Genomic DNA, 26,940 nt, shown 5'->3' on the forward strand with positions numbered 1-26,940 from the left:
GCGAACAGCAGAGCAGTTGAAGCAGTGGCGTAGCGAGGTAAAGGCGTGAGTCAGCTTGATGTTCTGGTTAATCACCGTAAGGTAATCTTGTTGGCTGAAGCCATTGGTTGGTTGCATGACTACCGCAAATGTTCGGATGAGCAACTTAGGGTGCAGGCGGCTAACAAAACACCTCAAGATCAAGCACTGCCCCGCAATCAACTCTTTCAACAACTTGCTAATCAAGCAAACCCAAACCCATTGTCTACCTCGTTACAAATTCTCAGTGTCACGGAGAATTTAGACGACATGTTGAATAAGTGGGAGAACAAATGGAATGATCAATCTGCTTCATCCCTTTTACAATTTCTCTCCCGCTGTCACAATACATCTCATTTTGACAAACAAGATCCCATTGGTGGAAAGCAAAACTATCCTGATATTCAGGCCAGTTCTCCATTCGGGTTTGAGAAAAATATTCCCAATAATCTGACCACTCAACTTTGGAATTTACCGTGGACAACTCTTATAAACTACTCTGTCAACGATCGGACAAATCTCATTGACTCAGCTAGTAAATTATTCACCCAAGTCGGTGCAGATACACGGCACCCTATCAATGAAATTAGTTTGTGGGATTGGGGAACGCTGGTAGGAGCACTCTACAAAGCTGCGATCGCTGGAGTATTGTTATCGGGGCAAACTCCACCTGCTCACGATCTGCGTTGGCGGTTGCTGAGCATTCGAGCCAATGGGCTTAACTACATCACCAGCGTTACGCGACTTCCCGACTTGTTGAGTAGGCAAGACATTTTAGGCGATTCTCTCAATAAAGCACGTCGGTTGTTAGAGGAAGAGTATCCTTTAGCCAATGAAGTATATCGGGACGAGAATGGTAGTCTTTTTGTCGTACCCGATTTGCCAAATCTATTAAGTTTTACAGACAACAATGGCAAAACACTACACGCATTGATCTTACAGGCGTTTAAGCAAGGAACATTGAGAAATGACAGCAACCTAGCTCTTGGAGGGGAGATTACTCCGATCGTTGAACTAGACAGGGCTGCGTGGTGGGGACAAGACCCAGACTGGCAGACAAGAAATCCACCTCACAATGAAATTCCACCAGTTGGCAGGCTCCTTGCACAATCTATTACATCACCACCATCGAGTAAAGATGTCAAGCAATTTTGGCAAAATAACGTAGCTGATATTTGTACAGTTTGTGGGCTGCGTCCCCAAGCTAAAACAGACAGATTCTCTTTCGGCAAGGTTTGTGAGATTTGTGAAAGACGGCGACTGGGCACTGTCAGCTTAGGGGGTGAGAGCTAGACTGTAGATGCAGCAAGCCTTAAGCCCAATGCACTGTATTTATTGCCAGAGTGAAGAGGTCGTCAAGAACGGTAGCAAAACCTTGAAGAGCGATCAAGTCGTGCAACGCTACCTCTGTAAGACGTGTGGCCGTCGCTTCAATGAACGTAGCGGTACCCCGATGGCCCGCCTACGAACGCCAGCAGCCACGGTAGAGATGGCCCTGAATGCCAGAGGCGAAGGTCTTGGCATCAGAGCCGCCGCTAGGGTCGTGGGGACATCCCCGAGCAGTATTAGCGCTTGGGAAGAGCGCTTATCATCTCATCTGCCCGCCTGGTCTCCCCCTGCACCTGAGGGCGGAGAAGTCACCATAGAGGGCGATGAACTCTATACCCGGGTGGGAGAGAACCTTCCCCCCGAAGCCTCAGAAGGCTGGACGATCAGCTTCATTGAGCGAGAGAGTCGTTACTGGCTAGAAGCCAGTGCGGGACTCAAGGCGGCTCAGTTGTTTGAGCAGGGGGTGGAGCGGGCCTGGCAGTGGGCTGTGTCCAGTGCTTGGATTCGATGGTTTACCGATGGCGAGCGGCGCTATGGCAAGGAATTGTGGAAACTGGCCAGCGTCTATCTACCGAGCCACCTGACCTCAGAGGCATATCCCTATCAGAAGGTCTGGCGTGAAGGTTTAGAAGTGGCCATCAAGATCAAAGGCTCTCAAGGCAAGGCCCGGGTGGAGTGGCTCCAAGTGGAGCATCCCTGGACAGCGATGAGTTCCATAGCAGAGGTTCATGCCAATCACCTTGAAGCCTTTAACAGTGCCTTGAGGCGTCGAGCAACGGCCTATCGAAGACGTCAGAACCACTACGCTAAGCAGTTAGAAGGATTGCAGCGGGCTTTAAATGTACAGCGCCTGATTCACAACTGGGTGCGGCCCCATTGGAGTTTAGGCAAAGCCAGAACACCAGCAATGGCAATGGGATTCATTCAGCGCCCACTGAAAATCTCTGAGATCCTCTTATCCAGAGGATTTGAATGGATCACCCCTTAACAGGACAGTGCCCGACTGGGTAGATGTCAATCATGGGCTACCCAGCAATCAGAAAAAACAATCTGGATCGACGAAGTTGCAGATACAAATGCAAGACTTGCTCTCATTACAGGTCAGTTTGATCTAAATGATTGGTTGAGTGGTCAATTGGTTCAATCTCTCGTTCTAAATTCTCCTGGTTCTGGTTCAGGGGGTGTGGTCAAGAATCCATCTTTTAGCCGAATTCGACGAATTTGGGAAACGACCCGCCAATTTTGGCAGGCTGTGAAAGCTGATTTCAAACACTCTCTAACTGATTCTCGTCAGCGTTTGCTTCTCTATCTTGACCCAGTGCCGAATCTTGCTCCTTTTCATGTCTATGAACTGGAGCTAGGAGCGACAATACTCAGCGTAGCCTGGTATCCGATCCAAGATGACGGTAGTGGTGGCTACTTGATTTCAACGGATAATCTCGGCTACGTTGCCCGTCAGCTTAAAGCTGAGAAAGAGATATTCACTAACCCGGCGACGGCGGCAATCTTTGTCGAAGATTATGTGCAGGCAGAGTTTGTCAAAACCAGTAAATCGCCAAGATTAAGTAGTTCTGATGCATTAGTAGGTGAGCGAAATAAAAATTTACTGAAAGATCGACGCATTGTTAAAACAGATCACCAAGATGTTGCTTACTCAACCGCTATTCCCATCCTGGCTGAACCACGTACCTTCATGGTATTGGTTCCAGCAGACAAATCGCTGGAAGGGGTCAAGGCGATCCAAACCAAGTATGAGCAGGAGATGGGCAAAGTTCGCAATCGCCTTCCCTTACACCTTGGTGTTGTATATTTTCAGCGTCGTACTCCTCTGCGATCGGCTCTGGATGCTGGGCGGCAGATGTTGAGCTACAAATCACCCGATAATCAGCAACTCTGGCAGGTACAGTCAAAGACTCAGGAACAACTATCCGATGAGAAGAAGGAACTGGCTAAGGGTACAAAGCAATTCGATGAGACTATTACTCTGACATTGACTCAGGGCGATACTCCAAAGGAGTCACTTCCCGATCGCACTATTACTTGGCACGTTCCCACCAAAATGGGAGATGGCAACACACCTGATAATTGGTATCCCTATGTCTTTCTAGAAACGAATGGTGATGATAACCAAGTCAATGGACGGCAAAGGGCAATCAAAAGTCAGCGACCGGGCGAAACAATCCCCTGTTGGCTAGTTCATGCCGCAGATTTGAAGGAGGGCGATCAGATTTACTTTACCCCCTCCACCTTCGACTTTGAATTTCTCGATAGCACTGCCCGTCGCTTTGAGATTTACTACGACGAAAACGGTCGCCGTTCCCGTCACACCCGTCCTTTTTATCTAGAAGACCTCGATCGCTTTGAGAAACTTTGGGGAATTCTAAAAACTCTGGAAACCTCCCAACGCCATCAGGTGATTCACACCATTGAGGCGATCCGCGAAACCTGGCATGGGCAAAATGAGCAGGAATTCCTTATGGATCCAGTATTTCAGCAATTCGTCGCTGACACACTCGCCAATGCCGCATGGCCGAAAAATAAGAAATGGCGAGATTTTTCTGAGGGGGAGCGTCAGCAACTTATTCAAGCTGGAGTGCGGGGCGAACTGGCTGATCTGGCAGACTTGTATATGGAAATTTTAAAAGAGCGGTAAGGAAAACACCTATGGCAACCTATAAACGGCAACGCTACCTATTTATGACCCTCGACCCCGTGCATATTGGCACTGGTGGCTATCGCCTGGGACGGGTAGACAACAGCATCGTGCGCGAACCGGGCACCAAAATTCCCAAAATTCCCGGCACTAGTTTGCATGGAGCCGCACGATCCTATGCCGCCCAAATGTATGGAACTCCAGAAGCCGCAGGGCAAGATCAAAAAGGTATTACTGACCCTGAAACGAATCCAGTTTGTTACACCTTTGGCTATTTGAATTCAGGGAGTGGTGACGATCCATCAAAACCCAAAAAGAAAGAAGTTGCTTATTCTGGTGTAGTAAATATCTTTGATGCCTATGTGTTGCTGTTTCCCGTGCATTCAATGGTGGGGCCAGTGTGGGTGAGTACGGTGGAGCGGTTAGAGGATGCAGGCTTTACCGTCAGCACTCTGCCTAATTCTTGGAATACTAACCAAGCAGTATTGAATTGGCAGCGTACTGATCCGCTTAATTTGGGTTGGTTGATGTTGGGTGTTGCAGGGCAGGCAACGATAACGGCACCCTCAGATTGGCAAAATGAACCACGCTATCAGGCTGTCAAGAGAATTGTTCTTGTGCAAGATTCCCTCTTTAGCCAAATCGTGAACAGCAATCTGGAAGTGCGGACATCGGTGGCGATCAACCCTGAAACTGGAGCAGCCGAAGATGGCGCACTGTTTACCTACGAAGCCATTCCTCGTGCCACATTTCTCATCGCAGAGGTGGTGCTAGATGATTACCGTCACGCATTTCCTGAGATCACGAAAACATTACCAGGGGAAGATTCCTGGAATGATTCATTGGATGTAGTGAAATCAGGATTTCGTATGATCGAGTGGCTAGGTGTAGGGGGTCTGGGCACACGCGGGTTTGGACGAATGGCAGTCGTTGGTGAGCCAGCAGAGGTAACGTTTGCTAGCAACGGAGACAACCCATGAATGATACGCCGATAAACCTCGATCGCCTCGCTGCGAAATATGCCCAAGTAGTAATTGTTAACACGGAAGATAGCAAGCCGAAAGACATAGAAAATACGGTTACTAAAGCATTGGGTGTACTGCAAGAAGATGGCGTATATGCCTGCTTTCTTTACTTGCTAGCAAAAGAAAAGGAATCGGGTAAGAAAATTATTGAACAGATGCTGGATCTGCTTGAAGAATTAGGATTTGGCTGGAAGAAACCAGCGAAAGATAACAAAACCGATTTATCTCCTGATGTTGCTCTGAAGCATATTACCGATTATGTAACTCAAGATCTAGAGCGACTTTTGTTAACGAAAGAAACATTAGAGCAGATGCTAATTTATGCCCGCTATGGGGCAAAGGCGCGGAAAGATGCAGAGCCAGAGAATGGGCAAGCGGAGGAAAAACAGTAATGCCTTGGGCAGCTTATCGCGTAGTGTTTAAGCTCAAATCTCCCATGCACATTGGCTGCGGCAAAGTGGGCAACGTGCAGCGCACCCGCTCCTATGTGACTGGACGAGTATTTTGGGGCGCACTCACGCTGCGGCTTACTCGTGATGCAACCAGTGGATCGGCAACCGATTCTAAGCAGTACAAGACTTTTGGAGATCAGGTAAATAGCCACTTAGCGTTCACCTATTTCTATCCAGCGATCGCAAAGCCTAAAAAAAGTCACTCAGAAGAGAATCAAAATAATCATCCAGATTATGAAATTCCCTTTCCCTGGGATAACGAAAGTCAGTTTCGTCGGCGTTTTCTCAGCAGCTACACCAGCACTGCCCTGGCCTATCCCCAACAAGCAGTCGATGAAGGGTTACTCCATGAAGTAGAGTTTCTCTCACCACGCACGTTAGACCAGGGCGAACAGGTTTATCTGGTGGGCTACGTGTTTGAGAAAGAAGGCTGTGACCTCCAGTGGCAAGATGCCTGTCAACGTTTACAAATGGGGGGGGAGCGGGGCTATGGCTGGGGTGATGTCAAATGTGGTGAGGTGAACCCACTAGGGATAGGGGATCATCATTTGTTTGGTGGACGGGCGGTTTTTATCGACAACGAGGAACACGCGCTCGTCGAGACAACGCGACTGTTAGCCCACACTTCAGCAGCAGAGGTATCAGCAACGGGTGAGATTGAACCGTTAGTGGGTCGTGAATGGAAGGTGGCTAACCAGGCTGGACAGCATGTCGAAAAGTTTGCTGATCCTTGCTGGGTGCCGGGGAGTAACGTGGCGCGATCGCAGTTCTTCAAGATTGAAAAGTTTGGTATTTGGCATTCAGCGTAGGTTTAACGTCCTATCCCTTAGTCAGCAAGCTCTCTAGGGGTTTGTTGCCCTTTAAGGAAAGAAAGAATCTACAAAGAACAGCCCGATGGAACTTTTTCCATCGGGCTGTTCTTTATTTAGCGAAAGGGGAAGGTGGCCTAGGAAGCAGCAGCAGCCAAGCGTTCTTTGGTTTCTGCAATCACCTCTTCCGCCACATTCTTGGGACAGGGAGCGTAGTGGGAGAAGGACATGGAGAACTGGCCCCGTCCAGAGGACATGGTGCGCAGATCGCCGATGTAGCCAAACATCTCACTCAGGGGTACTTCAGACTTGATGCGGACCCCCGTGGGGCCAGCCTCTTGCCCTAGGATCATGCCGCGACGACGGTTGAGGTCGCCGATGACATCCCCCATGTAGTCCTCAGGCGTAAAGACATCCACCTTCATAATCGGCTCCAGCAGTTGGGGGCCAGCCTTGGGTAGGGACTGACGGTAGGCCGCCTTAGCCGCAATCTCAAACGCGATCGCAGAGGAGTCCACCGGGTGATAGCCGCCATCGGTGAGGGTCACCTTCAGGTCCACCACCGGGAAACTCGCCAAGGGACCCTTATCTACACTGGTGGCAAAGCCCTTCTGCACCGCAGGCCAAAATTCCCGAGGCACATTCCCCCCCGTCACCTTGGACTCAAACTGGAAGCTCGAGCCCACCTCACCGGGTTCGATGATGTAGTCGATCTTGGCGTATTGGCCTGAGCCCCCGGACTGCTTCTTGTGGGTGTAGCTGTCTTGCAGCACCTTGGTAATGGATTCTCGGTAGGCCACCTGAGGTTTGCCCACTTCCACTTCCACACCGTAGGTACGACGCAGAATATCCACCTTGATGTCTAGATGAAGTTCCCCCATCCCCTTCATGATGGTTTCGCCGCTCTCCTGGTCCGTTTCCACATAGAAAGAAGGATCCTCCTGCACCATCTTGGTGAGAGCCGCCCCCATCTTCTCGTTTTCCCCCTTTTTCTTGGGGAAGACGGCGATGGAAATCACCGGGTCGGGAAAGACCATGGGTTCCAGGGTCGCGGGTTGCTTGGGATCACAGAGGGTATGCCCAGTCTGGACATTTTTCAGACCCACTAGGGCCACGATGTCTCCGGCTTGGGCAGAATCCACCTCTTCCCGAGAGTTGGCATGCATTTCCACAATGCGGCCAATGCGCTCGGTTTTACCCGTGGCGGTATTCAATATCGTGTCCCCCTTATTCAGGGTGCCGGAGTAGAGACGGGTAAAGGTGAGGGCTCCAAAGCGGTCGTCCATGATCTTGAAGGCCAGCGATCGCAGGGGCTTCTCAGGATCCACAATGGCGAACTTGCCCGTCTCATTCCCCTCTAGATCCACCTCTGGCTGGGGATTCACCTCCGTCGGGTTGGGGAGATAATCGACCACCGCATCCAGCACCAACTGCACCCCCTTGTTTTTAAAGGAGGAGCCGCAGTAAGTGGGGAAGAAGACCAGATCCCGAGTGCCCTTGCGGATGCAGCGCTGAATTTCCTCAATGGAGATCTCTTCCCCATCCAGGTACTTCATCATCGCCTCATCGTCCTGCTCCACCGCTAGTTCCACTAGGGCTTCACGGTACTCCTCCACCTGATCCTTCATATTAGCGGGGACATCGGTGATCTCATAGTTCAGGGGATCCCCAGACTCATCCCAGATCCAGGCTTTGCGGGTGAGCAGATCCACCACGCCCTTGAACTCCAGTTCCGTGCCGATGGGGAGCACCATCACCAAGGGTTGGGCAGCGAGGATTTCCTCCACCTGCTTCACCACACGGAAGAAATCCGCGCCAGTGCGGTCCAGCTTGTTCACATAGATGATCCGCGCCACCTTGGAGTCGTTGGCATAGCGCCAGTTGGTTTCTGACTGGGGCTCCACACCGCCGGAACCGCAGAACACACCAATACCGCCATCCAGCACCTTCAGAGAGCGGTATACCTCAATCGTGAAGTCCACGTGACCGGGGGTGTCAATAATGTTGAGCTGGTGCTCTTTCCAAAAACAAGAGGTCGCAGCGGACTGAATCGTAATACCGCGCTCTTGCTCCTGCTCCATGAAGTCGGTGGTAGCGGCACCGTCATGGACTTCACCAATTTTATGAATTTTGCCCGTGAGCTTTAGAATCCGCTCAGTAGTGGTCGTCTTGCCTGCGTCCACGTGCGCGAAGATGCCAATGTTGCGATAGCGCGTGATGTCTTTTTTCATAACTGTGTCTCTTTCAGTGGGATAACCGTTTGTGACCACGTTTGGGGGGTGGCTCAGGATGGGCTGGCCTACCCTTGTAGTCATTGCGGACTGGATCTCAATCACGCGGAACATGACTTCAAGCTTTCTGTGGCCGTGGCGACAGCGCCAGTGCTTAACACATTGTAAATCTTTGCAGTCCCCAGGTGAAAGAGGGCAGAAGGTTCAGGGACGAATCTGGCTCTACCCTGGGCGAAGCAGTACGTCTAAACTACAATAAAGATGAACTGGTTTTTGCGGTGATTTCTAGGTGAGATATGGCCATGGCTAGCCTTATTCCCTCTGGTGAGGTTTCCTTTGCTTCTCCCCTCTGGGAGAGCGTGCGCTTTCGCCGTGCTAAGGACAAGAAGGGCTGGGCGCTATTAGGCATTCCTCGGCCTGTATATCCCTTGGTGGCATTGCGACTGTTTGAACTTCAGGCACGAATGATCAGCCGCCATGAAACGGATGACTTTACAAGTCTGCTCTTTGAAGCCTCTCCTAATCTAGCGGCAAAGTTGGCCTGTGTGTTTCCCGCCCCTCCGGGGTGTGACACGCTGAAGGTGTCGGAAACGCGCGATCGCATTCTCTCGGGCAAAGCCGCTAATTCTGCCAAAGCCCTCTCCCAACGCCCCGACCCCGCTGATTTAGAGGCAGAGGCCGCTTAGGGAGGTGCAATTAAATAACGCCGTCACCCCCCTGCATCGGGCGCGGAAACCGCGCCCCTACCGCGACATCCTGCATTGGGCGCGGCATCTCTGCGGTGCATTGCTTCGCGTTGTTGAAGCCACGCCTTAGCGTTATGCACCCTACGAGAAATTCAATTCAAAACTACGGCGACATTCTACATTGGGCGCGGAAACCGCGCCCCTACCCTCACACCCCTACCCTCACACCCCTACCCTCACACCCCATCACCCTCACACCCTCACACCCTCACACCCCATCACCCTCACACCCCATCACCCTCACACCCTCACACCCTCACACCCCATCACCCCATCACCCCCTACAAATGAGACTTTAATCTCCATGCCGCACTGCCAGGGACGATACCCTGGGCGGATCGTGCTACAGTCACGCCATTAGTTGTGCTGTAGACACCCTTTCAGAAGGGGGAATCCAGGTTTCGGGTGGTCGTTGCTCGGATTAGGTGTTCCCCCATCTCCACCGCCCATGGTCGAGGGAATTCCCCATCGTCGGATTAGCTATCGTCTATTGCTCACTACTCTGTGGGTAACACTATTGGTGGTGGGGGTAGAAGCGATCGCGGCCTGGACCAGCCAATCTTTACTTCTACTTGCCGAAGCGCTGCATACCCTCATTGATGCCTTTGGCACTGGCCTCAGCCTAGTGGCTGTCGCTGCCCCTCAGCGGCCTTTGGGGCGAGAGGTGCTGGGCCATGGTCGCACTGAGGTGGTGGGCAGTCTACTGATGGTGGCCTTTCTGGGGTTCACGGGCATCAGTCTGCTTTTAGCTGCCCTTCAGCAGGGCATGGCCGCTGTCAATCAGCGCAGCCCAGCCTTTCCCGTCACGATGGATCGCCCGGTGCTGTATTTGATCGGGAGCCTCATGGTTTGTTCCCTGGGACTGGCCCTCTATGTCCACTATCGCAGCCGCAGTTTGGGGAGCCTGTCCTTGGCCCTCAATGCCCGCCACCTGCTGACGGATGGCTGGCTATCGGGGGTGACTCTGGCAGGACTTGTGGCCATTTGGCAGGATCAGACCTGGGTTGATCCGCTGCTGGCGGCCATTCTCACGGTGCTGGCGGTGCGCAGTCTGTGGCGGGTGCTGAATAGCCATGTCCCCATGCTGCTGCGACCGATGGCGATCGCACCGGAGGCCATAGCCCACATTGCCACCCAGGTTGAGGGGGTGACCCGTTGTATCCGCATTCGTTCCCGAGGGCTGGTGGGGCGTCAGGTGTGGGTGGAGCTACACCTTGCCGTCCATCCGGAGTTTCTCGGGGTGGCCCATCTGGTGGGGGAACGGGTGGATGCTGCTCTGCGCCACCAGTACGGCCCCATTCGCACTCAAATTTGGGTGGAGGAATCCCAACCGCCCCCTTCTGCCTATCTGGAGCGACCCGATACCCCTTGGCCCCAAACCCCGTCTCCAGAGACGGATTGGTTGTGACTTTAGGGATCTGCGGGTTAATAGTTTACCCAGTGGCCAGGTTTTCTCCCTTCGGGAGACGCTACGCGAACGACATCGCTCAACCTTCAGTGATCGAGGGCTGAGCGGAGTCGAAGCCCGATCGGCGGGTAGTTTATTTTCCTGTAAGTCCCTTAGTTGTGACTCTACTGGGCGATGCCCATGGGGCCGAGGTAGCGAGTGAGGTAGGGGGAAAAGACTTCGTAGATCAGGGTCAGGGGGCTGCCGTGATGCCAAAACAGATAATGGCGACCCCAGAAGGGACCACGCTGGCCAAAGGCTCGCTCTAGATCGGGGGAGTGGCCGTAGTAGATGCCCTGAACATCGCGATACAGTTCCGTCCTCAGTCGAGCTAGGTTGGCCCAGATGGGGAGGGCGCGGTTTTGCAGATATTCGTCTACGTGGCTAGCTTCCCACCAAGAGGTGGCGTAGGCTAGCCGTTGGCCGGAGGCGGTGCGGAGCCACACCTGACGCCGTAGCCGAGGGCCGGGGACGACGCGGATCACATCGGGGGCGCTGTCTAGATCCATGCCAATCAGGGACATGTCGATCACGTCTACTTCGGTGCGATCGCGGGTCAGTAGTTGCAAGTGCCGCGTGGGGGAGCCGTCTCCTAGCAGGAGCATCTGCCATGGGGGGGAGAGTTGATCGTGGGGAAGTCCCCGCTGCACTACCGTTTCACCTCCCTGCCAGAGGATATCCAAGGGATACCAGGGTGCGGGGCGGGCGGCGTCTTTGAGGGGGCTGACAGCGGAAACCAAAATCGTTTACAGATTTACAAAAATTTATTTCCCCCTGTCATGATAGTACGGAAGCCTCTGTCCTGGGTGCTTCCTGGGATTATGCAGCGGCCTGGGATCACGCTGGATGGGCGATGGCTTCAATCACTCGGCGCATTTGGGCGAGGCTGGTGGGGAGTTCTCGCCGCATACTCTGCTCCACAAAGAAGCCCGGTAGGGGAATCAGTGGTGTGGCTTGGACAGTGAAGGTGAGCAGGGTACCCAACCGCCAAGGAGCCAGGGCAAAACTGGCGGTAAAGTCCGCTAGGGTGCCCCGTTCCATGACAAATTGCAGGCGGTGGGGGGGATGGGTTTGGACTCGTAGGTATACCTCTACCTCGGCCCCTAGCCCTAGGATGGATTTCCGCCCCACCTGATAGATGCGGGGCTGGCCCTGGTCGGTGGGGGCAATCGCCTCGCTGTGGGTCATTTCAGGGAAGTAGTCTACCCAGCGGGGGTAGTCGGTGAGGTGGGGCCACAGGGCATCTGGGAAAATACGGAGGGATAGGGTGGCACTGACGTGGCCTCCGGTGAACCCATGGGGTTGGGCCGTGACCAGAATTTTCCCCCGACTCAGGGCATCGCGATCTCGGGTAGAGGGATATTGGTTATTGCCCTGCCAACTTGCGATCGCGCTTTGGGATAAGGCTTGACTAACCATGGGGATATCCTCCAGAGGGGAGATACTGAAGGGGCAAGGCGCGACCCACCTCAAGGATGGGGTTTTGACCATCGCGCCGACACTCCATCCTTAGTATTTCCAAGGTGGCGCAGAATATATCGCCTGACTGTATCAATCTATGCAAAGAAATGATGTTTTTAGGGAGAAATGGGGAGAGGCGAAGCAACCCGTGCGCTATGGGGGACTTGATCTGGGAAAAGTAGCGAAAATCCCGCTCCATGGCAGAATGGGGACGCCCCCGTTAGACAGTGCTGCTGGACCCATGCGCGGAAATTCTAACCTGGCCATGACCATTCTGCTCAACATTGTGGGGGTGATGCTGGTGCTGAGCGCCGCCCTGCTCTTGCTTCGAGGGGTGGGGTGGATTAACCAAATTCCCGGCTTTGTGATCTGGGCCATGGTTCTGGCCGCTATTGGCATCGGCATTCTGGGCGGCGTGCGGCGCTAAGGCACCCGGATCCTTAGTAATTCAATTCTTGTGGCCTAGGCATCTTGCCTGACCGTGGACAGCCGGGACGGCTATCCCACGTTATTTGATCTCTACTCTTTTTGATCTCTAACTCTTTTTGATCTCTACTCTCAAGGAGAGACTGCAACGATGACATGGAGACGGCCTTCCCCTGCAAGTCAAGTATTTTTGGGCTTTTTAGCAATTACCGTCTTGGTTTGGACACTCCGGGGACTCAGCCTCCTCGCCTTTTTACCCGGTTTGGTGTTGTGGATTTTGCTGCTCTGCACCGTCGGGTCGGCGGTGTTCACCAGTCTCCAGCGGATGCGCTAGTGCTCTGTCAAGCCTCAATTTGTAGGTTGGGTGCAGCGCTAGCGGAACCCAACAACAGGATGCTACCCACCTGTCTGTTGGGTTCCTGTTGGGTTCCATTTCATTTCACCCAACCTACGCAGACTAGGGCGTGGGAACAATTAACAGCGCCTTTGCGCCCTCAGCGATCTTCTTCCACAGCGTGAAGGGTATTAGAGTCCGTCTTTAAGCTGTCGCAACAGAGGGGAACTAGGGCTCCTTGGGGCGTTAGGCCCAAAAGCATGGGGGCTTGGGGTGCGATCGCAGTTCCGGTCAGAGCGCAGTATTCTAGCCGTTCCGCTGTTGCGGGAATCGTGGCGCGGATGTTGTTGCGGTTGAGAGTGGCGCTACACTGTCCTACCTGCTGATCCACATAGGTCCACAGCACATCCCGAATCAATGCTTGATACCCTCGACTACCCGCGATCGCCTTCAAGCGTTCCTTGAGGTCTTTCTCCAAGCGAATGCTGGTGACTTCCATTTCAGTGGTGGATAGACGAGGCAGGGTGGGCATCGGAATCAACATCTCCAGGAGTGAACAGGATTAGGGAATAGACTTGTATTACAAGAAATCATAAAGCCCGCCAATAGTCTAGACAGACCCATACTACGAGTGTAATACTGTCGAGAGAATGTAACAGTGCCGAGCCACTGCCCAACTTCAGAAGGGGCTCAAAGGAGACTGAAACCATGCCCGATCAGTTCACCAGCATCCAAAATCACTTCACAGGCGCGATCGCTGGCGATCTTCCCCTAGGGGCACCGATCGGGGCAGGGTTCACAACTGGCCTAGGCTATCGCAGCCTAGGGCACGTGCTCGGTGGGTTCAAACCCCAGCTTATGGGAGGCCACCTGAGGGGTAGCGATTGCTATCGGCCTGATTGGTGGTATCGACACCGGCAGCTCACCCATTTGCAGTTGCAACTGGGTTAATCTTCCCTATTTTTCCCTACGCATACCCTTCTGGGGCTGGCCCCTAGGATTGCGGGTTTGCAGTCAATATTGCGGCGACGGCGGGGCGAAATCGTTCCGCGTTTGTCTTTGGGTTGTTCAGAAATCCTGGCAAATTGGGGGGCTTGCCGTAGTCCTCTGTTCACCGGGTTTTGCTTCTACTCGCCCCTGTTGTGCGGCCCCTGTTGCGCGCCCCCTGTTGCACGACATTGGCCAGGAGCACTCGGCCCGCCGTTGTTGATGGCCGGATCTGTACCCTATTTCCCCGGCTCCCACCCTAATGTCCCGCTGGGGCGTTCCTGGGGCATTCCAGTTTTGCCATGTTCTAGCGCGCTGATTCCACTTTCTTTTTCAGGTACCGTCCATGTTGAAAGTTACCTTTACCGATACGGGGCTTTCCCTAGAATGCCTGCACGAACCCCTCGAAACCCTGCTGGCCGATCGAGTGGGGCTCTACGCCCGTAGCCGCTGTCCTGTGGTGGTGCAGCCCAGCGGAGCCAGCATCCCTCTCCCCGCTAATCTACCGGGATTGCAAAGCCTGCATCGCTTTAGCGAAATCAGTCTGACGCCCTGCGATCTCGATTGGGTTGAAGTGACTCTGCGAGGTCTCTGGATTGCGGAAGACACCGACCAAGATGAGGGCGTCTTTGTAGCGGAACTGAGTAGAGGTCTAGAGCAACGACTGTTGTATCTATGGCTCCTCACCCAGCGCCATGTATCTTGTCCTGCTCTCGGACGGTCCTAAGGAATCTGCGGTCAGATATACGGTCAAATAACTAAAGGATGTTCGTTAATTGTCCACACGTCTTAGTACTGGGCGGCGGAAGTAATCTAACCGTTCTATCGTGGCACACCTTGGCCCCTCTCCCTAGCCTCTTCCCCTGGGAGAGGGGACCAGAAAATGTTGGGCCGATGCAACAATAGTGGGCTGATTTATGCCCTGCGGTACGAGTACTGGGCCGATTAAATAGCCTTACCGTTTTCTAACGACGAGGCAGAGCCTCGGTGAGGATTCCCAGGCAGAGCCTGGGAACCAGGAAAGGAGTTCGGTGAGGATTCCCAGGCAGAGCCTGGGAACCAGGAAAGAGGTTTCGTAGGGTGCAATGCACCGTCTAGGAGAAATGGACACAGGATTTCTGCCACCCAGTACTAGTATCGGTTGGCAGAAAAGGATCTACCATTAAAGAGTAGGGCGTAATTAAGGATACCCCCCCATGCCAAGACTGGCCGCAGCCCCCATCACCTTAACAGCGTCAGAGCTGGCAGAACTGGAGACACTGGTTAGACGACCGAGCACCGCTCAGCAGATAGCACTACGAGCGAACATCATTCTACGAGCCAGCCGAGGCGAAAGCCACGGCCAGATATCGCGGGAGTTGGGCATCTGCAAAGGCATGAGCCGACTGTGGCGTAATCGCTGGCTCCAGGTCAGTCCCCAGGGCCTCCCCGTGGTAGAGCGGCTACGGGATGCGCCCCGACCAGGTGCTCCTGCCACCTTTAGCTTGGAACAAATTACGCAACTCCATGCCCTGGCCTGTGCACTTCCTGAGCAATATGGGCGACCCATCAGTCATTGGAGCCCTCGGGAATTGGCCGACGAGATGGTAAAGCAGGGCATTGTTGAGCAGATCAGTACACGTCATGTGGGGCGATTGTTAGCCGAAGCCGAACTGAAACCACACTAGGACTGTGCGGTGTAAATACCCTGGCCGTTCCATCGTGGAACACTCGGCCCCTCACCCTAGCCCTCTCCCACGGGGTTACTGTGTACACACATCTCTCTGAGCAGTCACATTTTGGCGAATCCCCCGCGATCGCCGCCCCCTTTTCAAGGGGGCTACTCCAATTCTGGATAGGACTGCCCCCCTTGAAAAGGGGGGTTGGGGGGATCAAACCCTAAACAAGACTCAACCGAAGACTTATGTATACACAGTAGCCCACGGGGAGAGGGGACCGGAAAATGTTGGGCTGGTGCGACCATAGTGGGCTGATTTACGCCCTGCGGTACTAGAGCCGCTACTGGCCCCCCGACTGTGAGTTTGCCGCCAAAGTGACGGACATCTGTGAGGTCTACAAGCAGGCCATAAAGCGGGCGGAACAGGGGCGGGCGGAACAGGGGGAAATACCCATTTCTGCCAGCCAGTATTAACCTGAGTTCGACTTAAGCTTCGCTGCCCATCCGCCAGGGAATAAATTGCCCTGGCTCATAGCAGAAGTCCGTTAAAACGGACTCGCCCCCCTATCCCCAGCCCAGCTCCCAGTCCATTTTTAATGGACTTAAGGGGTATCAACTCAAAGCGGGACAAATCTCGTGGGGAGGAGTTAGGAGTTAGGAGCCAGAATCTAGGAGAGTACTGACTCCTGACTCCTAAATTCCTCGGAAGCAATATTGTCTCGGCTTACGTTGATACCCCTTCGTAGCGTGGGTGAAGCGAAGCTTAACCCACGGAACAAGATGCTTACTCAAAGGTCATGCAGGATCGCTATATCAAAACAGAAAATAGCGCTGGGCCATGGGCAGTACATCGGCGGGCTCACAGGTGAGCAAGTCACCATCGGCGCGCACCTCGTAGGTTTCGGGATTAACCTCCATGTGGGGCTGGTAATCGTTCAGCTTCATATCCGCCTTGCGGATGGTGCGACAGTTTTTCACTGCTGCCACGGGTTTTTGCAGACCAATCTGCTCAGCAATACCGGCGTCCACGGCGGCCTGGGAGACAAAGGTGAGGCTGGTGGCCGCGATCGCACCCCCAAAACTGCCAAACATGGGACGCATGTGAATGGGTTGGGGGGTAGGAATACTGGCATTGGGGTCGCCCATTTGCGCCCAGGCGATCGCCCCGCCCTTGATCACAATTTCTGGTTTCACCCCAAAGAAGGCCGGCTTCCATAGACACAGATCCGCTAGCTTCCCCGCCTCTACGGAACCAATGTGATCGGCAAAGCCGTGGGTCAGGGCTGGGTTAATGGTGTATTTAGCCACGTAGCGCTTAGCCCGGAAGTTGTCATTACGGTCAGAGTCCTGTGGCAATGGCCCCCGCTGCACCTTCATCTTGTGGGCAGTCTGCCAGGTGCGGAGGATCACCTCCCCCACCCGACCCATAGCCTGGGAGTCCGAGGCGATCATGCTGAAGGCCCCTAGGTCGTGGAGGATATCCTCGGCGGCGATGGTTTCTCGGCGAATCCGGGACTCGGCAAAGGCTACATCTTCAGGAATACTACGGCTGAGGTGGTGGCACACCATCAGCATGTCTAGGTGTTCCTCCAGAGTATTCACTGTATAGGGGCGAGTCGGGTTTGTAGATGAAGGCAAGACATTGGCTAACCCACACACCTTGATAATATCCGGCGCGTGGCCGCCCCCGGCCCCTTCGGTGTGGTAGGTGTGGATAGCCCGCCCCTTGAAGGCAGCAATGGTGTCTTCCACAAAACCGGCTTCGTTCAAGGTGTCTGTGTGAATGGCTACCTGTATGTCGTAGTCGTCAGCGACGCTGAGACAGGTGTCGATCGTCGCTGGGGTGGTGCCCCAGTCTTCATGGAGTTTCAGCCCCATTACCCCAGCCTGGACCTGTTCAATCAGCCCCGGTTGCAGGGCGCTATTTCCCTTGCCCAGAAAACCAAAGTTCAACGGAAAGGCATCGGCCCCCTGTAACATGCGGGCAATGTGCCACGCACCAGGGGTGCAGGTGGTGGCGTTGGTGCCGGTGGCGGGGCCAGTGCCGCCCCCCAGCATGGTGGTAACGCCAGATGCGATCGCGGTTTCGATCTGCTGAGGACAAATAAAGTGAATGTGGGTATCGATCCCCCCGGCGGTGAGGATCATGCCTTCCCCCGCGATCGCTTCGGTGCTGGGGCCAATGATGATGTCTACGTTGTCTTGAATATAGGGGTTGCCCGCCTTGCCAATTTTGACAATACGGCCATCCCTAATCCCTACATCCGCCTTGACGATGCCCCACCAGTCCAAAATCAGGGCATTGGTGATTACCGTATCCACCGCCCCCTCGGCCCTGGAAATGGGGGACTGACCCATGCCGTCCCGAATCACCTTGCCGCCGCCAAACTTGACCTCGTCCCCGTAGGTGGTGAAGTCCTGCTCCACTTCGATGATCAGCTCTGTATCTGCAAGGCGGATGCGATCGCCTACCGTGGGGCCATAGGTCTCGCCATAGGCACGTCGATCCATCCGATAGCTCATGGGGCACTCCTCAGCGGCTCAAAAATGCAGTTCACAGGCCAATTGTAGGGAAAATCGACGCAATCCACTGCATAATCGCCTACAGTTGGCATTATTCTACGGTGACTTGCTGCTAGCGAGTGGGGGTTGCCGCGATTTGTTTTGTAACGATACGCCGCAGGGCTGCTTTGGCTATCTCAATCCACAGCGGCGTTATTCTCCACAACACTATTTTGCGTGGGATAGGGCCATGCCTGCCTGCAGCGCAATGATTCCCGGCGGCAGTTCAATTAAGTTTGAGAACGACGAAGATTTTTCAGCAACCTCTGGCTACAAAAGGTCTCGAACGTCAATTTCGATATCGGGAAACGCCAGCGGCGCAATGAATCCGTCTCGCAACCGTTGCTCAAGCCGATAGTCGTTGCCCTGGGGCTCTCGATAGACAATCAGTTCGCCCTGCTTGAGATTCGCCACCCAATATTCCGCAATTCCGGCGGCGGCGTAGACTTGCCGCTTCTCTTCGGTGTCTTTCTCTAAAGATGAGTTGGCAAACTCGATCAGCAAGAACACATCAGCGGGGGTTGGATGCCCCTGGCGATAGGCTTGCCGTCGCACCAGGGCAATGTCAGGTTCGGGCTCACTACCTGTCTCAGCGATGGTGATGGGCTTGGCGACGCGCACCCGATAACGGCCACGTGCTTGAGCCGCAAACAATTCATCGGCATCCGTGGACAGATCAGCATGGTCTGGGCCTTCAGGAGCCATTTCTAGGATCAATCCATTCAGTAACTCGACACGGCGATCGCCTAACAACCCCACGGCAATCATGCGGTGGTAGTCAGCGATCGTCCAACGTAGTAGGGTCGTAGCCACACCACCCTCCCCCTCAACAAACCCTTCAAGCATTTCTATCAAGCTAAATTATAATAACGTACTCAACCCCGACTGAGAGCCACCGACTCGACTCAACCATCACATTTTTTACAGTGTCAAAAATTAGTAAAGACAAGCAAATTCGTTCACTCACGGTCGGCTTCATAAGCGATACATGCCTTGAAATCTTCCCGCGTCAGATCAGGAAAATCGTCGAGAATTTCTGTTTCGGTCATCTCGGAAGCCAAATACTCAAGCACTTCATAAACTGTAATTCGCAAGCCACGTACGCAAGGCTTGCCACCACGTTTATTGGGTTCGATCGTGATGTGGTCTCTGTAATTCATAGCTGAGATTCCAAAGCAGTTTGGCTTACATCCAAAATTGCGGGTGCCGTTGCTCTACTAAACATCTATAAATTTTTGTGATTGGCGGGGGCGTTAATCATCGTTTCGGCCACTCTGACTGAGCAAGCCTTCTCCTCAGTAATCCATAACCCTTGTTGGACAAGCTCTTTGTAGGGTGGGCATGGCCTACCATCCCTGGGCCGGAGAATGTACGACGTTTACGCTATGCCATGGCTACCATCAAAGCCGGTATGCCTTTTGGGGATGTGAGAATGTTGAGTGTTCGGGGAGGTGGTTGGAGGTGGGGGAGCGAGTTTGAGCGGTGGGCAATACCACCCTACGACTGTCCTCGCAACACTAGATAAAGTCACCTAAAATTAGGTTTTGATGGCAATTGCCCTCTTGCACAGTAGTGGAAGAGGGCTCTCTTGGGATCGCGACTGAAACTGTATCTGATAATACATTTTATTTTTTCAAGTCCTTGTGCTTCCTGGGTTTCAAGGTTTAGCTCCTTCCGCTATCCCCGCAATCCCAGGAGAGCCCCAAGCTTAGCTTTTATGTATGTTCGTTGAAACTATATCATTTAATATAAGACCTTGATTTCAGGCCAGTCACAAAACGCTAGTCCCTCTTTTTGTGCCACATACATTATTTGCGATTGGCTATGAAAATCCTCACTCAGTTGAGCCTTCTGCAATGCGTGAGCGGCTTCAGTTACATCTGTGACTTCTGGAACATACTGCTCATTGTTGAGGGAGTAAGCTCCTCTCGGAAGATTCAGAGCTTCGTTTATTGGGCGTTCGTAAAACCAAGCATTAGAGGCCATATTTCAGTCCTTGATAGTATTCTGTGCCTGACACAGGTGTAAAATGCACTGACTAGAGGGCTAAAACGATTTCAGGAGGTGAGACTGAACCGCCAACACAAGGATTTCCAGACCTCTACTCTACTGGCTTAGTTGGGCGTTAATCATCGTTTCGGCCACTCGGACTAAGTAAACGTAGTCTCCAGGAAGCCGTAACCCTTGGGGAACAAGGCTTTAGAGTTCAATAGTTCAGATAAACTATCCATGAATGAGCGTAGGTGGCCGAAACACGATGACAGTGGCCCTTAGTTGCCACCTAGTATAACTGTTCCGATTTGGTTCATCCTGCTTCCGGCACAGCAGATAGTCAAAGATGGTTATGCACTGAGAAAGTGAAGCGATCGCCCTCAATGCAAAGCACGATCGCCCCCCAGTACCGCCTAGTAAGAGCAGCGTTAACCTCTTGACTCCCCCACTCCCTGGCAGGGCGAGCACCGCTCGCCCCTACCACTCCCCATCCTTGCCTAATCAGGGCTTTCCAGAGCAGAACTGGAAAGCCAAGCCCGACTAACAGCGGGTGTTACGGTTAAGATCACCGCAATGGGTTCAGGAACCTGAAAGATGACCTATCGCCCCGGTACCCTCGTCCATTACCCCGAGTCCGATGGCCAGCCCATGACCGAGAGTGACCCCACCCGTGACTACTTGACCTACTGCGTCGAAGCCCTGAACCTCTTCTTCCAAGGCCGCAGCCAAGTCTATGTTTCGGGCAATCTCTTCATCTACTACGAAGAAGGCAATCCCCGCGCCGTGGTCTCCCCCGATGTTTTTGTCATTTTCGGGGTGACAAAACGGCAGCGCCGCATCTACAAAACCTGGGAAGAAGGGGGTAAGGTGCCCGCCTTTGTCATGGAAATTACCTCTCGCACCACTCGCAAACAGGATGAGGTCACCAAGCCCCAACTCTATGCCCACTTAGGGATACAGGAGTATTTTCAGTACGATCCCACTGGCGACTACCTCATCCCTCAACTGAAGGGATTTACCTTAGTTAACGGCACCTACCAGCCCTTGCCCCTAGAGGAACTGCCCGATGGTCGTTGGCGCATAGCCAGTGCTGCCCTGGGGCTAGATCTGTGCCTGCCCCCATCGGACTTAACGGCCCTGAGCGTGGTCGTCAATGGTCAAATTTCCCGCCCGCTGCGCCTCTATGATCCCCGTACAGGGGAGCGTCTAGTGACCTATGCTGAATCCGTAGCCGCTCGCAACGAAGAGCGGGAGCGGACGGCTCGCGCCCAAGAGCGGGCAGAACAGGAACGGGAACGGGCAGAACAGGAGCGAGTACGGGCAGAGCAGGAGCGGGAACGGGCAGAGCAGGCGGAACAGGCTCGTCTAGCTGCTGTGCCTAAGTTATTAGCTCTGGGTATGACTCCAGCCCAGATTGCTGACACGCTGAACCTGCCCCTTGAAGACGTGAATCAAATCACACCGCCAACGGAGCAATAGCGCCCTCTTCACCAAACTTTTCTCCCATGTTGACCCGCCTCAAAGTCTCCGGCTTCAAAAACTTAATCGATGTTGATATCCGCTTTGGCCCTTTCACCTGCATTGCCGGGGCCAATGGTGTGGGCAAGTCAAACCTCTTTGATGCGATTCGTTTTCTCAGTGCATTAGCAGAAATGCCACTCATTGAAGCGGCCCTCTCTGTACGGGACGAACAGAGCAAAACTGGCGATATCCGCAGCCTATTCCATCAAGTAGGTGAGGATCATGATCCTCAGATTTTCTTCGAGGCAGAAATGATTGTGCCCCATGATGCCATTGATGAGTTGGGGCAAAAGGCTGATGCAAGTATCACATCTTTGCAATATTCGTTAATTTTAACCTATCGCACCGATGAAGATTCTCATCCTCTTGGTGCCCTCGAAATTCAGAAAGAAGAACTGATTCACATTAACCGAGGAGAAGCTAGTAAGCATTTTCTGTTTCCCCACACCGTTAAAACTTGGCGCAAAACAGCCATCACTGGAGAACGGAGATCTCCCTACTTTATCTCTACTGAGGATAAGGATTCAGGTCGAGTTATTAGGCTACATCAGGATGGGGGCAGCAGCGGACAGCCCGTTTCCCGATTGGCATCGAGCTTGCCCAGAACGGTGCTTTCGGCCACGAATGCTGCTGAGAGTCCAACCGCCTTGGTCGCTAGACAAGAAATGAGATCATGGCGACTGTTGCAGCTAGAGCCCTCAGCCTTGCGGAAACCAGATCAGGTCTTCAATACCCCCACCAGCTTGAGTGCAGATGGCTCCCATTTAGCTGCAACTCTCTATCACCTGGCTAGAACCCCTATTCATAACGGGAACAATGCTTCTCCTGAAGTGAGGGCTGCGCAGGTATATGCCCAAGTAGCCAATCGGTTATCAGAGCTAATTTCAGATGTAGGTCAAGTCTGGGTAGAACGGGATGATCGCCGAGAGCTTTTGACCTTAATGCTATCCGATCGAGAGGGAACCGCTTATCCGGCTAGAGCCCTATCCGATGGCACCCTCCGGTTCTTGGCGTTAACAGTCCTAGAACTTGATACCCGAAATCAGGGGGTTCTGTGTTTGGAAGAGCCAGAAAATGGCATTCATCCAGAACGTATTCCTAAGATTCTTCAGTTACTTCAAGATATTGCCTGCGATCCCGATGAAGAGGTTGGCTCTGATAACCCCTTACGTCAGGTCATTATTAATACTCACTCTCCATCTGTCGTACAGAAAATCCCTGACGATGATCTGATTGTTGCTGAGCTAAAAGACACCTTGCGGAACGGCAAGCGGTTTAAGCGAGTCAACTTCGCATTTTTGTCAGATACTTGGCGCGAGAAAAAAACCTCCGCGCCTGAATGCTTAAATACTCTCTCCCGAGGAATTCTGCTGGCTTATCTTAACCCAGTCTCGACATCTCCTCCTCAAGAATTCACCCAGAGATCTAAGAGAAGGGTGATTGATAGAGAGGATTTAACCCCACTCATTCCAGGCTTATCTGAGCAGATCCAATGAGGGAAATAAAATATACACTCCTGGCAGAAGGAACATCAGACCAGGCATTGATACCAATTCTAAACTGGTTGCTGCGGCAACACTTTGAAGATTATGAAATTCAATCAACTTGGGCTGACTTGGCAGGTTTACCAAAACCGCCGAAATCTTTGTCTGACAAAGTAAAAACGAGCTTGCACCTCTACCCTTGTGATGTTCTCTTTGTCCATCGAGATACAGATAATCAGGGCTGGGAACAAAGGGATGGAGAAATCCATACTGCCTGGGATGCTGTCAATGAGCATATACGGGAATCGCTCTCAGCCAAACTGGTTCCGGTGATTCCAGTACGTATGACTGAGGCTTGGTTGCTACTGGATGAGGCTGCTATTCGGCAGGCAGCAGATAACCCTCGGGGGACTGTACCCTTGGATTTGCCGACGGTGAAAACGGTTGAGAATTTGGCCGATCCAAAAGCCAAGCTCCAGGACCTGCTCCAGCGGGCTAGTGGTGCTTCTGGGAGACGACTGAAACAATTCAACCGGCGGGCTAGCGACCGCATGATTCGGATTGCAAACTCGATGGTAGACTTCAAGCTTCTTCGTGCTTTGACCGCATTTCAACGCTTGGAATCTCAAGTGCAGGCGTTGACCCAGCAGTTCTGAGTTAGAGCATTGTCCTAACGATAGAGCCAGGGAATGCTTAGGAACCCGGATCCTTTAACATGCAATTCTTGTGGGTCAGGCATCTTGCCTGACCATGGACAGCCGGGACGGCTATCCCACGTTATTTAATCTCTATTCCTGACTATCAATCAAGGCCAAATCATTAACGCTCAATGTTGAAGGAGGGAAATTCTCCTTGGGCGTCACTGTAGGTCACGTCGGTGTGGCTGACTTTGGCAGCGGTTGGCCCTTCTTTAGCCCAGTTCAGCAGTTGGGTGAGGGCTTCGGGATGACCTTCGGCAACGATTTTCACGGTGCCCTCGGGGCAGCAGTTGAGCACGTACCCCGTTAACCCCAATTGAATGGCTTTAACGCGGGTGTGATAGCGATAGCCCACACCCTGGACGATGCCGTGGACGATGATCGTAATCCGCTGCATTCCTCCCCCATGGTTGCTAAGTTTGTCCTGTCATCTCAGAGTATAGGGCGGAGAGCAGAGGTGGGGGGTGGATAGTTCTCTGGTGAATATCAGAGATCTGGAGCTTCAGCACCCCCGTTGGAACTGTGGAGAATGGGTACTCTGGGGGCGCTGACTACATTATTAGTTGTTCGCTGGGGGCCTATGGCTGTATTCGATCTGACCCAACTGACCTTGATTAGCGGTAAGGGGGGGGTAGGAAAAACCACGAGTGCCTGTGCGATCGCGCTAACCCGAGCCGCTGAGTATCCCCAGGAGACGGTACTGTTGCTCTCTACGGACCCCGCCCATTCCCTGGGGGATGTCTTGGGGGTGGCGGTGGATGACGAGGCGCGATCGCATCCCAGCTTGGCCAATTTGAAACTCCGGGCTCTGGATGCGGACCGTCTCTTGGCGATGTTTAAGGCCGACTATGGGGCGGTGTTGGAAACCCTGGTAGAGCGGGGCAGCTTTGTGGAGGGGGATGATCTGTCTCCAGTGTGGGACATGGACTGGCCGGGGTTGAATGAGTTGATGAGCCTGCTGGAAATTCAGCGTATTCTCCGGGCCAAGGAGGCGGATCGGGTGGTGGTGGATATGGCTCCCAGTGGTCATACCCTCAATCTGTTTGGCCTGATGGATTTTTTGGATACCTTTCTCCAGGCATTGACTCTATTTCAGGACAAGCACCGCTACATGGTGCAGGCGCTCTCGGGCCGCTACAGCAAAGATGAGGAGGATCGCTTTCTGACCCAAATGACGGCGGATTTGGCCTCGGGGCGATCTCAACTTCAGGATCCTGTCCGCACCGCCTGCTGGGTGGTGGCATTGGCGGAATCCCTGAGTCTGCGCGAAACGGAGCGCTTTGTCGCCGCCCTAGCAAATCTCGCTATTCCCCTGGGGGGCATCCTTATCAACCGTCTCACGGGTAGCCCCACCCAATTGGATCACCTGACGGCCTTTGACCGCATTGCCCCCCAGACTCCGGTCCTGGGGTTGCCTCTGCGGCAGCAGGAACCCATTGGCGTCGAGGCTCTACGGGAGCTGTGGGGAGCGATCGCCCCAGCCGCCACTTGGCACAGCTTGGCCCCGATAGCCGTTACGCTCCCCCACCTTCACCCTATCCCCCCTGGTTGCAGTGACTTTATCACCGAGGGAAGACGGTTGGTAATTGTGGGGGGCAAGGGGGGGGTGGGAAAAACCACGGTGGCTGCCGCGATCGCAACTGCCATGGCCCACCGCCACCCTGAAGCTACCGTGCGCGTGATCTCCATCGACCCGGCCCATTCCCTGGGAGACGCCTTTGAGCAAAACTTAGGCCATACCCCCTTGGCCCTGACGGCAAACCTCAGTGCCCAGGAGGTAGATGCGATCGCAATGCTAGAGCAATTTCGCCAAGATTACCTTTGGGAACTGGCCAGCATGATGGGAGGCGATGAAGATCTGGGGGGTTTGCAAGTGGCCTATGGTCCTGAGGGCTGGCGGCAGATTGTCTCCCAGGCGTTACCGGGCATTGATGAAATGCTGGCCCTGATTACAGTAATGGAATTACTAGAGCAGGACAAAGAAACCCTGATCGTTCTGGATACCGCCCCCACAGGACATCTCCTCGGATTTCTCGCCATGCCCACCGCCCTAGGGGACTGGCTAGGCTGGATTTTCAAACTGTGGATTAAATATCAGGACGTGGTGGGCCGGGTAGAGCTGATGGGGCGACTGCGGGGACTCCGCAAGCAGGTGCTCCAAGCCCAACAGCGTCTCACCGATGGCCAATACACCGAGTTTATCGGCGTGGTGCAGCCTCAATCTGCCATTCTGGCGGAGGCCACCCGCCTTAGCACCACGTTACAGACGATGGGGGTTGTCCAGCGCTACATTGTCCACAACCGCTATAGCACTGGTTATGAATTGCCCCCAGACAGCTTTCCCCATCAGACCATTGTGCGACTGCCCACCCTACCAGAAACCCCCCACCCCCGGCAGCAGGTAGAAGAGGCCGCCCATCTCTTGTTCGAGGAACCCTAGGGAATGAAATGGTAGGGGGGTAAGGGAACGCTGCGGTGAATAGTCCAACCGGGGGCCAGCATCCCGGCCTCAGCCAAGTCTGCATCCACGGCCTCGCTCTGGCGCGATCCCAGCAAGTACAGGCGCTCTAGGCCATCCTGGGCGGTGCCAAGGTGCAGGCCCTGGCCGTGGCGCTGGAGGTAGTCAATCAGGGCAGCGAGTTCCTGGTCCTGCTGCCGCTGGTAATCTCCTTGGACCTGGAGACGACGCTTCTTTTCTGCAAAATACTCCCGTCCCTTAAGCTCGGTCGCTAGGGGCGGCAGGTTTAGAGACTTGGGGGTCAACTCCACTCGGTATTCAGCTTTGCCCCGTAGTTGGGCCAGTTGCATCCCGTGGCGGGCTCCGTTCTGCTCTAGATAGGACCGCAGGGCCGTTGGGTCAGAAAATTGGGTGCCAAACCGCAGTGGCAGCACGTCGGTCTGGGCAAAGAGGTCCTGAAGAACACGATCGTGGCTGAGCACCGCCGTCATCAACTGCTGATCGTTGGTTTTCAAGCCAGAAACATCCAGATCCAATTCTGCGATCGCGGCCACTGCCCCCACCGTTATCAGGGTCGTGGGGTTGGCAATGCCCTCTGGGAGTTCCCAGGGGCTGACCGGGGTTGGGCAAAAACCGTAAACGTATATCAA

The 26,940-nt window shown here is 53.7% G+C and carries 27 protein-coding genes; 17 read left to right on the top strand and 10 right to left on the bottom strand.

Annotated elements, in window-relative coordinates; translation table 11 throughout:
• Positions 1–45 precede the first annotated feature (45 nt).
• The 6 genes from LEP6406_RS0208530 to LEP6406_RS0208560 all read left to right on the top strand — a co-directional run bounded on the left by LEP6406_RS0208530 (position 46) and on the right by LEP6406_RS0208560 (position 6,286).
• A complete protein-coding gene (locus LEP6406_RS0208530) occupies positions 46–1,311 on the top strand; it encodes a hypothetical protein (protein WP_008310117.1) in 1,266 nt (421 codons plus the stop codon).
• 28 nt (positions 1,312–1,339) lie between these two features.
• Positions 1,340–2,335 (top strand): IS1/IS1595 family N-terminal zinc-binding domain-containing protein, encoded by a 996-nt coding sequence (locus LEP6406_RS32015; protein ID WP_081748042.1) that lies wholly within the window; start codon positions 1,340–1,342, stop codon positions 2,333–2,335.
• 147 nt (positions 2,336–2,482) lie between these two features.
• Positions 2,483–4,000, top strand: a complete 1,518-nt coding sequence (locus tag LEP6406_RS27170; RefSeq protein WP_225886465.1) for a hypothetical protein — start codon at positions 2,483–2,485, stop codon at positions 3,998–4,000.
• Between the two features lie 11 nt (positions 4,001–4,011).
• Positions 4,012–4,980, top strand: a complete 969-nt coding sequence (gene cmr4 / locus LEP6406_RS0208550) for a type III-B CRISPR module RAMP protein Cmr4 (RefSeq protein ID WP_008309190.1) — start codon at positions 4,012–4,014, stop codon at positions 4,978–4,980.
• Entirely contained in the window at positions 4,977–5,417 is a 441-nt protein-coding gene (locus tag LEP6406_RS0208555; protein WP_008309188.1) for a hypothetical protein, read from the top strand. Before cmr4 ends, LEP6406_RS0208555 begins: the two co-directional genes overlap by 4 nt.
• Positions 5,417–6,286, top strand: coding sequence for an RAMP superfamily CRISPR-associated protein (locus LEP6406_RS0208560; RefSeq protein ID WP_008309187.1), 870 nt, complete (start codon positions 5,417–5,419; stop codon positions 6,284–6,286). Before LEP6406_RS0208555 ends, LEP6406_RS0208560 begins: the two co-directional genes overlap by 1 nt.
• Positions 6,287–6,423: 137 nt before the next feature.
• On the opposite strand, the gene fusA is transcribed toward LEP6406_RS0208560, so the two are convergent.
• Positions 6,424–8,517: an elongation factor G gene (gene fusA / locus LEP6406_RS0208565; protein WP_027268970.1), complete on the bottom strand. Its 2,094-nt coding sequence runs from the start codon at positions 8,515–8,517 to the stop codon at positions 6,424–6,426.
• A 302-nt stretch (positions 8,518–8,819) separates the two neighbouring features.
• Here fusA and LEP6406_RS0208570 point away from each other — a divergent pair, with 302 nt between their 5' ends.
• Both LEP6406_RS0208570 and LEP6406_RS0208575 read left to right on the top strand, forming a co-directional pair.
• Positions 8,820–9,203, top strand: a complete 384-nt coding sequence (locus LEP6406_RS0208570; RefSeq protein WP_008309182.1) for a hypothetical protein — start codon at positions 8,820–8,822, stop codon at positions 9,201–9,203.
• A 508-nt stretch (positions 9,204–9,711) separates the two neighbouring features.
• Positions 9,712–10,671, top strand: a complete 960-nt coding sequence (locus LEP6406_RS0208575; protein ID WP_008309180.1) for a cation diffusion facilitator family transporter — start codon at positions 9,712–9,714, stop codon at positions 10,669–10,671.
• A gap of 164 nt (positions 10,672–10,835) precedes the next feature.
• On the opposite strand, the gene LEP6406_RS0208580 is transcribed toward LEP6406_RS0208575, so the two are convergent.
• The gene (locus tag LEP6406_RS0208580; protein WP_008309178.1) at positions 10,836–11,450 is read right to left on the bottom strand and encodes a chorismate lyase; all 615 of its coding nucleotides are present in this window, start codon (positions 11,448–11,450) and stop codon (positions 10,836–10,838) included.
• 97 nt (positions 11,451–11,547) lie between these two features.
• Positions 11,548–12,129 (bottom strand): SRPBCC family protein, encoded by a 582-nt coding sequence (locus tag LEP6406_RS0208585; RefSeq protein WP_008309176.1) that lies wholly within the window; start codon positions 12,127–12,129, stop codon positions 11,548–11,550.
• A 283-nt stretch (positions 12,130–12,412) separates the two neighbouring features.
• Between LEP6406_RS0208585 and LEP6406_RS0208590 the strand changes: the two genes are divergently transcribed.
• Positions 12,413–12,598: a hypothetical protein gene (locus LEP6406_RS0208590; protein WP_027268973.1), complete on the top strand. Its 186-nt coding sequence runs from the start codon at positions 12,413–12,415 to the stop codon at positions 12,596–12,598.
• Positions 12,599–12,748: 150 nt separating this feature from the next.
• On the top strand, positions 12,749–12,931 hold the full coding sequence (locus LEP6406_RS0208595; protein ID WP_008309173.1) for a hypothetical protein: 183 nt from the start codon (positions 12,749–12,751) through the stop codon (positions 12,929–12,931).
• A gap of 160 nt (positions 12,932–13,091) precedes the next feature.
• On the opposite strand, the gene LEP6406_RS0208600 is transcribed toward LEP6406_RS0208595, so the two are convergent.
• Positions 13,092–13,463 (bottom strand): CopG family ribbon-helix-helix protein, encoded by a 372-nt coding sequence (locus tag LEP6406_RS0208600; RefSeq protein ID WP_008309171.1) that lies wholly within the window; start codon positions 13,461–13,463, stop codon positions 13,092–13,094.
• Between the two features lie 176 nt (positions 13,464–13,639).
• Here LEP6406_RS0208600 and LEP6406_RS0208605 point away from each other — a divergent pair, with 176 nt between their 5' ends.
• The 3 genes from LEP6406_RS0208605 to LEP6406_RS27175 all read left to right on the top strand — a co-directional run bounded on the left by LEP6406_RS0208605 (position 13,640) and on the right by LEP6406_RS27175 (position 15,585).
• Positions 13,640–13,882 (top strand): hypothetical protein, encoded by a 243-nt coding sequence (locus LEP6406_RS0208605; protein ID WP_008309170.1) that lies wholly within the window; start codon positions 13,640–13,642, stop codon positions 13,880–13,882.
• Positions 13,883–14,264: 382 nt separating this feature from the next.
• A complete protein-coding gene (locus LEP6406_RS0208610) occupies positions 14,265–14,645 on the top strand; it encodes an alr0857 family protein (protein WP_008309168.1) in 381 nt (126 codons plus the stop codon).
• 469 nt (positions 14,646–15,114) lie between these two features.
• On the top strand, positions 15,115–15,585 hold the full coding sequence (locus LEP6406_RS27175) for a helix-turn-helix domain-containing protein (protein ID WP_036029807.1): 471 nt from the start codon (positions 15,115–15,117) through the stop codon (positions 15,583–15,585).
• A gap of 803 nt (positions 15,586–16,388) precedes the next feature.
• Here the strand turns inward: LEP6406_RS27175 and ureC are convergent.
• From ureC to LEP6406_RS0208635, 4 genes are all read right to left on the bottom strand, one after another.
• Positions 16,389–18,098: an urease subunit alpha gene (ureC, locus tag LEP6406_RS0208620; RefSeq protein ID WP_008318039.1), complete on the bottom strand. Its 1,710-nt coding sequence runs from the start codon at positions 18,096–18,098 to the stop codon at positions 16,389–16,391.
• Between the two features lie 309 nt (positions 18,099–18,407).
• On the bottom strand, positions 18,408–18,950 hold the full coding sequence (locus LEP6406_RS0208625; protein WP_027268974.1) for a Uma2 family endonuclease: 543 nt from the start codon (positions 18,948–18,950) through the stop codon (positions 18,408–18,410).
• A gap of 146 nt (positions 18,951–19,096) precedes the next feature.
• Positions 19,097–19,297 (bottom strand): DUF433 domain-containing protein, encoded by a 201-nt coding sequence (locus tag LEP6406_RS0208630; protein WP_008318046.1) that lies wholly within the window; start codon positions 19,295–19,297, stop codon positions 19,097–19,099.
• Between the two features lie 583 nt (positions 19,298–19,880).
• Positions 19,881–20,123 (bottom strand): hypothetical protein, encoded by a 243-nt coding sequence (locus tag LEP6406_RS0208635; RefSeq protein WP_008318048.1) that lies wholly within the window; start codon positions 20,121–20,123, stop codon positions 19,881–19,883.
• A gap of 600 nt (positions 20,124–20,723) precedes the next feature.
• On the opposite strand from LEP6406_RS0208635, the gene LEP6406_RS0208640 reads away from it, so the two are divergent.
• Genes LEP6406_RS0208640 through LEP6406_RS0208650 form a run of 3 tightly spaced genes read left to right on the top strand, consistent with a single transcriptional unit; the run spans position 20,724 to position 23,790 of the window.
• Complete coding sequence (locus tag LEP6406_RS0208640; protein ID WP_008318050.1) at positions 20,724–21,608, top strand: Uma2 family endonuclease; 885 nt, start codon at positions 20,724–20,726, stop codon at positions 21,606–21,608.
• A gap of 26 nt (positions 21,609–21,634) precedes the next feature.
• On the top strand, positions 21,635–23,146 hold the full coding sequence (locus tag LEP6406_RS0208645) for an AAA family ATPase (RefSeq protein ID WP_008318053.1): 1,512 nt from the start codon (positions 21,635–21,637) through the stop codon (positions 23,144–23,146).
• Positions 23,143–23,790 (top strand): DUF4276 family protein, encoded by a 648-nt coding sequence (locus LEP6406_RS0208650; protein WP_008318055.1) that lies wholly within the window; start codon positions 23,143–23,145, stop codon positions 23,788–23,790. The genes LEP6406_RS0208645 and LEP6406_RS0208650 overlap by 4 nt, the downstream gene beginning before the upstream one ends.
• Before the next feature lie 163 nt (positions 23,791–23,953).
• Here LEP6406_RS0208650 and LEP6406_RS0208655 read toward each other — a convergent pair whose 3' ends face one another.
• Positions 23,954–24,229 carry an acylphosphatase gene (locus LEP6406_RS0208655; RefSeq protein ID WP_008318057.1) on the bottom strand — a complete coding sequence of 92 codons (276 nt, stop codon included), beginning with the start codon at positions 24,227–24,229 and terminating at the stop codon, positions 23,954–23,956.
• A 183-nt stretch (positions 24,230–24,412) separates the two neighbouring features.
• Here LEP6406_RS0208655 and LEP6406_RS0208660 point away from each other — a divergent pair, with 183 nt between their 5' ends.
• The gene (locus LEP6406_RS0208660) at positions 24,413–26,272 is read left to right on the top strand and encodes an ArsA family ATPase (protein WP_027268975.1); all 1,860 of its coding nucleotides are present in this window, start codon (positions 24,413–24,415) and stop codon (positions 26,270–26,272) included.
• Here the strand turns inward: LEP6406_RS0208660 and LEP6406_RS27180 are convergent.
• A complete protein-coding gene (locus tag LEP6406_RS27180) occupies positions 26,269–26,940 on the bottom strand; it encodes a GvpL/GvpF family gas vesicle protein (protein ID WP_008318063.1) in 672 nt (223 codons plus the stop codon). The two genes, LEP6406_RS0208660 and LEP6406_RS27180, sit on opposite strands and share 4 nt — an antisense overlap.

Source organism: Leptolyngbya sp. PCC 6406 (assembly GCF_000332095.2).
Taxonomy (GTDB): Bacteria; Cyanobacteriota; Cyanobacteriia; order Phormidesmidales; family Phormidesmidaceae; genus PCC-6406.